The organism is Gardnerella sp. 30-4, from assembly GCF_001641215.1.
GTDB classification, from domain to species: domain Bacteria; phylum Actinomycetota; class Actinomycetes; order Actinomycetales; family Bifidobacteriaceae; genus Bifidobacterium; species Bifidobacterium leopoldii.
Genome location: NZ_LXJL01000022.1, coordinates 1 through 11,936 on the forward strand (window position 1 = coordinate 1; position 11,936 = coordinate 11,936).

Below are 11,936 nucleotides of genomic sequence, written 5' to 3' on the forward strand. Positions count from 1 at the left end.
ATTAATAACTAATATTTTATGCAGCATGTAAAGCTTGTTGCGCAAGTGCAAATTTGCTTATGCGCGCTACGCCTTCTTTAAGTTCTTCTGCTCTTCCAGCGTAAGATAGTCGCACGAATCCGCTTCCTTCTGCGCCAAAGGCTTCTCCTGGTACAACAGCAACTTTTTCTTCATCTAAAAGTTTTTTGCTAAATTCTTCTGAACTTAAACCAGTTGGTCGAACGTCAACAAAAACGTAGAATGCACCTTGAGGCTCTATAAGACGCAATGCATTGCAATTTGCCAATCCGTCTATAACAAGCTGACGTTTTGCGCGATATTCTTCTCTCATTTCACGCACGTGATCTTGTGGACCTGTTAATGCAGCTACGCCGCCATATTGTGCGGTAGAATTTACAGAAGAATGCATCATTTCTGCAATTTTGCTGGTTTGCTCAATAACTTGACTTGGTGCAAGAATATATCCAATTCTCCAGCCTGTCATTGCGTAAGTTTTCGATAAACTTTCTACAATAATGGTTCGTTCGTGCATTCCTTCAGCTGCTGCAATAGATGGTGCTACAGCATTTCCGCAAGGTTCAGTTTCTGGATTGCTTGCGAATACGAATGGATGGTAGACTTCGTCAGAAATTACCCAAAGATCAAATTCTTGGCATAATTTTGCAATTTTTTCGAGTTCTTCTGCGGTTGTTACTGCACCGGTTGGGTTGCATGGAGAATTGATAATGATGGCTTTAGTGCGTGGTGATATAGCTTTGCGTATTTCTTCTGCATTAATATGCATTCCATGTTCTGGCTTAAGGGCTACAGTTACTGGAATTCCTTCGCACATTAGCACTTCTGCATCGTATGATGTGAAGTATGGAGATGGAATAATAACCTCATCTCCCGGATCTATTACTGATTTAATAGCTAAATATAATCCAATAGTAGCGCCGTCAACGGCTTGAATTTCTGTGTCTGCGTTGTAGTTTAAACCTTTTACTCTATTCGTATAATTTGCAGCTGCCTCGCGGAATTCTGGTATGCCTAAAACGTCTGTGTATTTTGTTTTTCCCTCTCGTAATGAGTTGCACGCGGCTTCAACAATGTGTGAGGAAGCAGTTTCGCCTGGTTCTCCTAGGCATAGTGAAATAGCGTCTGGTATTTGTTCTACACGGTCAAATACATCTCTAATACCTGAACGAGGTATTGAAATTGCATGTTTCGCTACTTTTGCCATGCTGTGCTCCTTTTTGATTGTTGGTTTTGATTTTATAAGAATAATCTTTAAAGGTTATAGGTTTCGTTTATACGCTTATTATGCGAATTGTACAACACTATTACGGCTGATGTTAAAWRWAAAAATTATTYATAATGCAAGGTTATTAAAGCCTTATTCGTGCGTAAATAAATTTCTTGCATTGTGGATAAAAGGTACGGAAAGAAGGTGCGAAAAGAAGGTGCGGAATTGGCAGGTGGCGGCAGAAAGTTTACATGGGAGTAAAGGAAAGGTCGGATGCGCGCGATAAAACGGCAAAAACTTTACAGCGGCGTAAAGTTTCGGTCGACTACGCGCCAAAAAACGGCAAAAACTTTACAGCATTGTCAAGAAAAAGTCGCGAAAGAGCGAAAAAACGGCAGAAAGTTTACAAGGGTGCAGCAGAAAGCGCAGACAGGATGTGCAGACAGGAGGCGAAGAGCACAAAATTGTTATAAAAAGGTTTATAGGTCAAAAAAAACTTAGTCTAGCGCACCCTTCAGCACACTAGACTAAGTAATTCACAGTAAAATCGACTCAACGATCAACCAATAAGCTAAAGCCCAAATGATTCATCGCTGAATCAGCTTTTAGCTTAGTGACGGATCTTGCGAAGAGCAGCACCCATGCCAGCAAGCACAGAAGCAGCAACAGCAGCCATAGCTACAGCAGCACCGGTCTTAGCTAAACCAGCAGCAGCGGCACCGTTTGCACCAGCGGCAGCACCGTTAGCATTGTTGTTCTGCTGAGCAGAAGCCTTGGTATCCTTACCCTGCTTAGCAGCAGCCTCAGCAGCCTTAGCTTCCTTACCAAACTTACCGCTCATAGCAGAAGCATAAGCATGCTTCAAACCAGGAACAGCTGGAACCTTTGGATCCAAAGGATCAGAAGTCACAACTGGTGGCAACAAAGCTGGGTTCACACCAGCAGCAACAGCCTCATTGTAAACATCCTTGTAAGTCTGCAAAGCCTTATTATAAGCAGCTACAGCAGCCAAATCCTTTGCCAAAGCATCATCATAAGCAGCCTTAGCCTTAGCAAGAGCAACAGTTGCACGCTTAAGATGAGCCTCAGCACGATCTGCTGCATCACGCAAACGAGTAAGGGTAGCAGAATCATTCACGCCAGAAGCCAAGAATGCGTTGAGCTTTCCATTAGCAGCACTGAATGCATCCATGCGAGCATTGTACTCAGCAATAGCAGCAACCAAAGCCTTATAAGCATCATTGAACTTATTCTTAGCAACAGCAAGTTCATCATCCTTGTTGTCCAAGTTCATCTTAGCAAGACGAACCTTGTTAATAAGAGCCCTCTTGACCTCATCCTCAGTTGGACCAACGAAGTCACGCAAGTCATCCTTCTTCTGATTCAAATCAGCAAGATCAGAAGCCAAGACAGCATTTGCTTGACGCAATTCAGCTTCAGCATTGTCTTTAGCGGTCTTAGCGGCGGTGAGAGCGCTTTCAGCTGCATTATACTCATCCTGAGCAACAGCCACCTTATGCTCTAAAGCTGTTTTAGCCTCGCCCTGAGCATCATGAAGTTCAGCCTTAAGATTGTTTAACGTTGTAAAAGCAGTATTCCTTGCAGCAAGCTTAGCGTTGTAATCAGCAAGAGCATTATTATACTTAGCAAGATAACCGGTTTCTGGATCGTTAACAGCCTTGTAAGCAGTATCATAAATGCCCTGAGCGTCCTGAACTCGAACAGTGCACCACTCAACAGTGCGACCCTTGCATGGATTGTTGTCACGCATAGCCATTGCTGGAGCAGCAAAAGCGAAACCAGAGAGGAGGGTGGCGCCAGCAGCGAATGCGGCGATAGCCTTCTTATTCAACATAATATTTTCCTTTCTTCTTCTCCTTCGCACTAGGGTATGCGAAGAAAAATTTGCCATTTGCGGTTTCCCGCTCGTACCAGTGAACTAGGGATTCAACCGGTAACTGAGTTAAAACTTACCGCAAGCTCTCAGAAAACTCAACACTAAAATTCAGGTTTCTCAGCATCAAAAATACAAAAATCTTGATAAATATTCGTTATATTCATTGAAAAGCAGAAATATTTACGACATTTTTCTGTATTTTTTAATAAAAATTACGCGACACGCCATATACTGGATTTTTTTAACGTTTTTTCAGCTTTCTTTAAGGTTTGAGTTTTGTGATTTCTCTAAATACCTTATAAAACAACGAAAAAACGCAATATTTAAGCATCGGCACGCTTTATTTAAACATAGCAAAATTTGTTTAAACATCGACACACTTGAAGCAAAACCAAACAGAAAAACCAAAAATGCCCGAGTAAACAACTCACTCGGGCATTAAAATCATCAGCGCGCAAAATTAAACTTTGCAAAAATATTCGCAAAAATACTAATCAAGCAAATCGTCAGAATCTCCAGAACTCACTAAATCGTCAGCATTAGACGCATCAAGAACATCTCGCTCATCAATAACAGGTGCCAAAACCAAATCCTTCACAAGCTCACGCGTACGAAGCTGAGAATCAGCATCCAAACCATCGTCGGTAATAACAGTATCAACCTGATCAAAACGAGCAAATAGCGAAAGCGACGTACAACTCCATTTAGTATGATCCGTCAAAATAATCGTGCGATCCGCAATATCCATTAACGCCATATCCGTAGCAGCTTCCAAAGAATTTGGCATAAGGAATCCGCGAGGAAGAGACACAGAATGCGTGCCAAGAAAAACGGTATTCACACGAAGAGAAGCAACAACTTTATCTGCAATAGGCCCAACCAGCGAATTGGAACGCGTAATCACGCCACCGGTAACAATAACCTCGACATCCTTCGACTCTAAAGCTTGCACAAGCTCCGCAACAGGAATCGAATTAGTCAAAATCGTAATGCCAGAAGCCCTGCGCGACTCGAGCAAATGTTGCGCAAACACATAAGCAGTGGTACCGCCGCCAATAGCAATCACATCCCCCGGAGAAACATAATCCACAGCCAAACGCGCAATTGCATCCTTCAAACCAATATCCATTTGCGACTTTACAGAAAACAGCGGCTCCGAAAGCAAAGTATTAGTCGTTACAGCGCCGCCGTGAACGCGCTTTAAAAGCCCACGATCCGAAAGCTCTGCGATATCCCTGCGAACCGTCATAGCAGAAACGTTCAGTTCCTTAGAAAGCGCAGTAATGCGAACAGCACCGCGCGTACGGAGACGGCTTAAAATCAAATGTTGACGCTGTGAAGAAATCATACGAACATTATCGCACACGTAAACGCAAAAAACAAACGTAATTGAGCGTTTCAGGGCATTAAAACGAAAAGAACGCACATTTTGTTGTCAAGCAAAGCAAGTTTTATGAAAAATCGCACAAAAACGAACGCGTACTAAGGAAGAAAACGCACAAACTACGGCAAGAAAGAAAACGCACAAAATACACTAAGTAATAGCGTATATAACAATAATGCCCTACTATATAAATATGTATTACGTTTCTGAACACTCATTGCACAATGTCGTCAATAAAGCAACGACCGACCTTTTTACATTCTCATACAAACACATTATTAAACCGCATTTTGTTTTTAACATTCCTCCAGACGAAGCGCATGATCGCATGATTAATTTTTGCAAATTTAGCGAACGCACTCCTGGATTAATGTGGCTTCTTCGCGAAATGCTTAACTACACAGACCCAGTGCTAGAAACTAACGTTATGGGTGTGGATTTTGCAAATCCGTTTGGCTTAAGTGCAGGACTGGATAAAAACTGCCAAATGGCGACCGTACTAGACAACGCCGGCTTTGGTTTTGAAACAGTTGGCTCTACCACAAGCCGACCATGCGAAGGAAATCAAAAACCTTGGTATCATCGCCTTCCAGAATATGACTCTATTCTTGTACACGCAGGACTAGCAAACGATGGCAGCGAAGCCGTTGTTGCACGAGCCGAGAAAGCCTGGACGCATGCAAAGTCTATGAATATGTCTATTTCTATTGCGCGCACAAACGACGACTTAGTTGGCGACTTGGAAGAAGGAATTGAAGACTACCATATTTCTATGGAACGTGCAGCCGGAAAAAGCTCAATAATTGAAGTAAATATTTCATGCCCGAACACGCGTGTGGGTGAACCATTTAGTCAGCCGGAAGCACTTGACAAATTATTCACCGATCTTGACACTATTAAGCGACCTCAGCCAACGTTAGTTAAGATGCCGCTTAATTTGCACGGTGGTTGGGAACAGTTCAAATCTTTGCTTGACGTACTTGCCGAACATAAAGTTGACGGAGTAAGTATTGCGAACTTGCAAAAGAATCGCGCAGGACTTGATGTTCCGGAAGATTGGCAAGGAGCACTTTCTGGAGGTCCTACCTACAGCGCAAGCAACGAGCTTATTCGACGCACGCGCAAAGCTTTTGGTAAACGTTTTGCTATTGCAGGCATTGGCGGAGTATTTACGCCAAAGCAAGCATATGAGAAGATTCGCTCAGGCGCTGACTTGGTTATGTTTATTACGTCACTTATGTACAGAGGACCACAGCAAATCACAACGCTGAAACGCGGACTTGCGGATCTTTTGAAACGCGACGGCTTCGAGCATGTTGCAGACGCAGTTGGTGCGGATTTGAATTAGCAGTGCGGATTTGCACAGTGCGTATTTGCGCTAAAAATGACCCTTACTTTGCTCACAATCAAGTAGCATAAGTAAGGGTCTATTTGTAAGGAACAGCACAAAACAACTTAGTATTTAGTAAGTTAACTAGCAATTACGAGTTAACAAATACCATTTAGTAATTATCAGTTTCTGAATTACTATAGTCGTCGCGACGAGCAGTGCCGTACTGATCTTGCGTGTTCTTTTGTTTCTTAGCTTCTTCCTGCTGTTCTTGTGCTGCCTGCTTTCTAGCGTCTTCATCTCGCTTCTGCTGATCAGTTTTAACAGTATTTTTAGGCATGCCAGGCAGAGTTCCACCGGCAGTGTACTTTGGATCAGGCTTGCCATAATCGTTGTCAACAGGAATGTTAGCAGCTTTCAAATAGTCATTCATAAACTGTTTCCACGCTGGCGTTGCAATATACATACCGTACCAAGCTGCCATTGTACGACCGTTAATAGTCATGCCATTAAAGCTTTTTTGTGATTCGGCGTTACCAACTGCCACAAACGAAGCAACTTGATACGGCACAAAACCAGCTGTAGTCATGTAGTACTGTTCGTTAGTACCAGTTTTTGCGAAAGTCTTGCGACCACCATCAAGTTGGGTAGTTGAAGCCTCGCCGCCAGGTTGCACAACACCCTGATTCAGCGCATAAGCAGCAGTTTGAGCAATTCCCTTTGGAATTGCTTGATGGCAATGCGCACTAGGAACTTTCAAACGCTTACCATTTTTGTCAACAACTCGCTTAATAGCAATAGGATCGCATGCCACGCCATCAGCACCAATAGTTGCATACACATTCGCCACAGTTAAAGGCGAAGCTTGCACAGAACCAATCGTCATAGGCGGATTAAGCGAGTTAGAAGAATACACACTTTCCTGACCAAGAGGCGAATTATGGTAACCAAGTATGCGAGCAGCATCCGCGATTGAGCACAGCTTAATTTGCTGAGCCATAGAAGCCTGAGTGGTGTTATGCGAGCGCACAAGACCTTGCAAAGGAGTTTCCGGATTAGTTGTGCCACCACCAGAGTTTTGAACTGACCAACTACCAACTCCGCGGAATTTGCTGCAATTAAAATCAGCATTGTTGTAAAGCATAGAAGTGCGAAGAGGCTGATTAATTGACTTTCCAGCAAGCATCCATGCAACCATATTAATTGGCTTCCACGTAGAACCAATCTGCCAACCAAGACCGCCACCATCTCGCTCATCTACAGCATAGTTCAAAGCAGTATGCGTAGGATCTGATTTTGCAGCATCCGTAGCATCATAAATACGATTGCTGCCAAATGCCAAAACTTCACCAGTTCCAGGCTTAATTGCTGCAATTGAAACCTCAAAACCGCTCTTATCGTTTACAGGAATCGTATCTCTAGCAGCTTTCATAGCAGCCTTACTAGCACGCAAATCCATAGTTGTGTAGATATCAAGACCACCCTCAGTAAGCAACTTTTCGCGCATGGCAGCAGTTTTACCAAACTCGCGAGAGTGCAAAATTTTCTTCGTCACATAATCGCAGAAGAATGCTGCATCGCCTGCAGCTTGGCACCCAATCTTAGAAACTTCCCTCTGTATATTAAGAGTGCTTTTAAGAGGAATAGCAGAAGCAGAATCATGCTCGCTCTTAGTAATAAAACCTTGACGAAGCATTAAATCAAGAACAATATTGCGCTGCTTTTGCGCTTCAGGCTGATTTGCTTCAATAGAAGGATCGTAATGCGAAGGATTCTTTGTAATTGCAGCAATAGTTGCCGATTGCACAAGATTAAGTTTTGCAGCGCTCGTATTGAAGTAGCGGTGAGCTGCAGTTTCTACGCCGTAAATATTATTGCTACCGAACTGCGCAATATTTAAATATCCCTGCAAAATCTCAAGTTTGGAATATTTTTTCTCCATTTGAATTGCAATAAGCATTTCGCGCAATTTACGTGCAATAGTGCCTTCAGAAGCGTGGTACTCAGCTAAAGGATCGTTACTTTCGCGAGCTTTAATCATAAGCACATTTTTTACATATTGCTGAGTTAAGGAAGAGCCACCTTGCATATCTCCCTTTTTAACGAATGTTTGCACGAATGCGCGAATAACACCTTGCATATCTACGCCGGAATGCTCAAAGAATCGACGGTCTTCACGAGCAACCATTGCTCGCTGCATATATTGCGATATGCGTCGAAGCGGCACTACAGTGCGGTTTTGAGCATAAAAAGTTGCAATAATAGTTTTGCCATCAGAAGCGTAAAGTCGCGATTTTTGCGGCAAAGCAGTTACATCAAAATCGATGCCGTCAACGCGAAGTGAAGGTACTACTGTTTTCACTATGCTATTCACGCTCATTACGCCAGGAACAAACATAATACTTGCTGCAACACCTCCTGCAACACACAAAGTGATGTAGGTAAGGAACAGTGCTAGCACACGGCGAACAGTCAGTGAATTCTTTTTCGGCATGCGTACTATTCTAAAGGTTTGCCTCTACTTGAAAACTGGCATCATAAACATTCGCACTTTAACGCTCAGCTCGACGAATAAGCATGCCAGGCTTATAAATAATAATTGACCTGCCTTGGCGCATAATCCAGCCTCTGTTTGCAAAATCCATAAGTGCTTTGTTAACTGTTTCGCGTGAAGAGCCAACAAGTTGCGCAAGCTCTTCTTGCGTTAAATCATGCGGCACAAGCAAGCCATCGCTCATAGGCTCGCCAAATCTTGAAGCTAAATTCAGCAAAGTCTTCGCTAAACGAGCAGGAACATCCATAAAAACTAAGTCGGAAATTCGCTCATTATTTGCTCTCATGCGCGCTGCAAGCACTTGAAGCATATCTACTGCAACGCTAGGGTGATTGTTTAGCCAATGGAATAACACGTCATTTTCTAGCCATAAAACTCTAGTATTGTTTGTAATAGATATTGCTGAAGCTGTACGAGGACCGCCGCTAGGATCAAAAACGGGAATTTCGCCTAGAATTTCGCCAGGAGTGTGAATACTTAACAATTGCACACGATTGTCGTTTGAATGACGAACTAATTTTACTCTTCCACGCTCAAGCAAGTACATTCGATGGTCAGTATCGCCTTCATTAAAAATTGCCGAACCTTTTTTAAATGTCGATTCTTGCAAATACTGCATCAATTCTTTTACTTGATCAGCTGGAACTTGCTTAAACAATGCGGTATGTTGCAGTGAAAATTCATCACTGTCAACGCTGAGTGTTGCCATTGCTGCTCTACCCCTTCATTAAGCAATAAGTAGATATCTCCATTGAACTACCTGTATGCGGATGAGCGCAAACGCAAACGAAAAACGTAAGCGAAAAACGCACATCACCTGACCTATGATATCACGAAAGACGAGGAAACGACATTTACTTTACGCCGCTGTAAAGTTTCTGCCGCTTTTTAGCATGCAAACGACCGTTTTTTTACAACGCAGTAAAGTTTCTGCCGCCTTTTAGCACACAAACGACATTTACTTTACAACGCAGTAAAGTTTCTGCCGCTTCCGACTAACTATTTACTCCCATAACATGCAAGCACCATGCGTTTTCATAAGCTAACTCCTGCCATTGCCTGTACCTGCCAGAAGTGCCACCGTGACCACCGTCAGTTTCAATACGAGCAATTGCATCAACCCCAGAAGCTTGCAATTTAGCGAGCCATTTCAAAGGTTCTGTAACAAGTACGCGCGTGTCGTGAATAGACGATGTGATTAAGATTTTCGGAAAATCAGCTAACTTTTTGCGACCATCTTCCGTTTTTGCGCAAGGCACATTTTCGTAAGGAGTATACGATTTCATATAAGCATAAGCTTCAGAATCATCGAGCGGATTGCCCCACTCATCCCACTCTGTTACAGTAAGCGGCAAAGAAGAGTCGAGCATAGACGTAAGAGCATCTACAAAAGGCACGTCTGCTTCAATCCCTGCATAACATTCCGGAGCCATATTTGCTATAGCACCCATAAGCAAGCCTCCTGCTGAACCACCGTTTGCAACAGTATGGCAAGCAGAAGCAAAACCAGCATTTTGCAAAGCACGCGTGGCATCAACAAAATCTTCAAAAGTATGCTTTTTATTAACGCGCCTACCCTGCTCATACCACGCGCGACCCATTTCGCCACCGCCTCGCACATGCACTTGCGCATATAACACGCCGCGATCCAGCAAACTCAAGCGACCGACAGAAAAAGTAGGGTCTGAACTAACTTCATACGCTCCATAACCAGTAATAAACATTGAGTCAGTTTGAGAAATTTTATCCGGACGCCACACAAGCGATACTGGCACACGCTCACCATCTCGAGCAGTAATCCAAACGCGCTTTTCAGCATAATTGTGCTCATTAAATTCGCCTAAAATTTTACCTTGCTTGAGCAGCACATCTTCGCCTGTTAAAGGATCCAACTCGCGAAGTTGACCTAAAGTTGCGTAACTGCCAAAAGCGTAACGCATATGCGGAGCTTCGTACGAAGGATTTCCAGTCATAGAAATACTAAATAAGCGATTATTGTTGATTTCTTCTTGTGAAATATTTGCGAGCGCAGCACGTGATTCGGCTTGCGCTTGATCCGCAAGTTGATCCGTAAGTTGAGAAGAAAATTGATCCGTAGGTTGATCCGTAAATTGATTCGCAAGCTGGGAAGAAAGTGGGTGCACTTCGCAAAAACGCCACGGTTTTGCTTGCAAAAAATCTTCAACAGCGCGCTTCTTGCTCATTACAGCCAAATGCGGCAAACCTTGAGAACGGTAAGCTAGTGCCACATAATTTTTGTACATTGACAATCCGCTTATGCTCAATCCAACTGCATTTTGCAATATTTCAGGATTTTGAGGCGAATTATAAGGCTTTGTAATAGGCTCACTTCCGGCACCTTTTTGCCAAACATCTCCTTGCTCGCAACCATAAGGAGAACCCGAAGCAACACATACTCCATCCGAAAGCTTATACGTTACATGCTCATCAAACTTGCCGGAATTTCCTCTCATATCAATAATGTCAATTTCAAAATTAGGATTTTTAGCGTTATGGCACACAATCGCAATTGGAATATCTTCACCATTTTCGCCAGCATTCTCGAAGCAAGCGAAAGAAATATCGTATTCCACTCCCTCAACCGGCTCAATAACCATACGGAATTCGCCCTCAGGATTGCTCAAAGGAAGCATGAGCACACGCGATGTAGTCTTTGAACTACTACTGATCATCATGTATCGTTCGTCAAAACTTTCATACACGTCAACAAAAAATCGCTCGTCAGTTTCTTCAAAAACTTTTACATCGCTGGAAACTTTAGTGCCGACCTTATGCCTCCAAACTTGATAAGGACGCCAAGCATCATCAAGCTTTACATAAAACATCCATTTTCCATCTGGAGAAAGTGAAGCAGAAGCAAGATTTTCCCACGATTCTTCCAACTGCAACCAAGAACATGTTTTTGTAGAAAAGTCACGAATAAAATAGTTAAAGCGTTCATCACCTTGAGTGTCGACACCGTACAGCATTCTCAAACCGTTGGTACTCAAATCCATTCCACCGACTCTAAAGAACTTGCCACCAGAGTGCTCAGATTCAAGGTTTGCATCAAATAAAATTTCTTCACCATCAGTTGTGCCAGGTTTTGCAGAATTGTCGATAGTTGGCGGATTCCAATCGTCACTATTTTCGACTTTCATACGGCATTGCACAGCGTATTGTTTGCCTTTTTCAGTGCGCACATAATACCAGTAATTATTCATGCGCACAGGAACAGACATGTCTGTTTCTTGAACTCTTGAGCGCAACTCGTCAAATAATGTAGAACGCAAGTTTGCTAAGTGCTTTACACGCTGTTCAGTATAAGCATTTTGACTATTGACGTATTCCATAAGCTTAGGATTATTGCGATCTTTCATCCAAGCATATTCGTCTATATAAGTGTCGCCATGGAATTCACGTGCCGACGGTATGCGTTCTGCCGCTTTTGGCTTTGCAAAATCTTGATTATTCATAGCTACACCTCTTTTAATTTTCATTAAGTATTTTCTTCAGCTCTTATATATCTGTCTCTTATACACATCT

7 protein-coding genes are annotated in these 11,936 nt (G+C 42.9%); 1 reads left to right on the forward strand and 6 read right to left on the reverse strand.

Annotation, left to right across the window (positions count from 1 at the left end; translation table 11 throughout):
• Positions 1 to 16 precede the first annotated feature (16 nt).
• The 3 genes from A5294_RS02005 to A5294_RS02025 all read right to left on the reverse strand — a co-directional run bounded on the left by A5294_RS02005 (position 17) and on the right by A5294_RS02025 (position 4,470).
• Positions 17 to 1,222, reverse strand: coding sequence for a pyridoxal phosphate-dependent aminotransferase (locus tag A5294_RS02005; protein ID WP_064340313.1), 1,206 nt, complete (start codon positions 1,220 to 1,222; stop codon positions 17 to 19).
• Positions 1,223 to 1,835: 613 nt separating this feature from the next.
• Positions 1,836 to 3,080, reverse strand: a complete 1,245-nt coding sequence (locus A5294_RS02020) for a hypothetical protein (protein ID WP_064340316.1) — start codon at positions 3,078 to 3,080, stop codon at positions 1,836 to 1,838.
• A gap of 532 nt (positions 3,081 to 3,612) precedes the next feature.
• Positions 3,613 to 4,470, reverse strand: coding sequence for a DeoR/GlpR family DNA-binding transcription regulator (locus A5294_RS02025; RefSeq protein WP_004105415.1), 858 nt, complete (start codon positions 4,468 to 4,470; stop codon positions 3,613 to 3,615).
• Between the two features lie 229 nt (positions 4,471 to 4,699).
• Between A5294_RS02025 and A5294_RS02030 the strand changes: the two genes are divergently transcribed.
• Positions 4,700 to 5,854, forward strand: coding sequence for a quinone-dependent dihydroorotate dehydrogenase (locus tag A5294_RS02030; RefSeq protein WP_064340317.1), 1,155 nt, complete (start codon positions 4,700 to 4,702; stop codon positions 5,852 to 5,854).
• Positions 5,855 to 6,008: 154 nt separating this feature from the next.
• Here the strand turns inward: A5294_RS02030 and A5294_RS02035 are convergent, their stop codons facing one another.
• The 3 genes from A5294_RS02035 to A5294_RS02045 all read right to left on the reverse strand — a co-directional run bounded on the left by A5294_RS02035 (position 6,009) and on the right by A5294_RS02045 (position 11,866).
• On the reverse strand, positions 6,009 to 8,330 hold the full coding sequence (locus A5294_RS02035; protein WP_004105423.1) for a transglycosylase domain-containing protein: 2,322 nt from the start codon (positions 8,328 to 8,330) through the stop codon (positions 6,009 to 6,011).
• Between the two features lie 58 nt (positions 8,331 to 8,388).
• A complete protein-coding gene (locus A5294_RS02040; protein WP_004105425.1) occupies positions 8,389 to 9,099 on the reverse strand; it encodes a Crp/Fnr family transcriptional regulator in 711 nt (236 codons plus the stop codon).
• Between the two features lie 286 nt (positions 9,100 to 9,385).
• Positions 9,386 to 11,866, reverse strand: coding sequence for a S9 family peptidase (locus A5294_RS02045; RefSeq protein ID WP_231880170.1), 2,481 nt, complete (start codon positions 11,864 to 11,866; stop codon positions 9,386 to 9,388).
• Between the last annotated feature and the right edge of the window lie 70 nt (positions 11,867 to 11,936).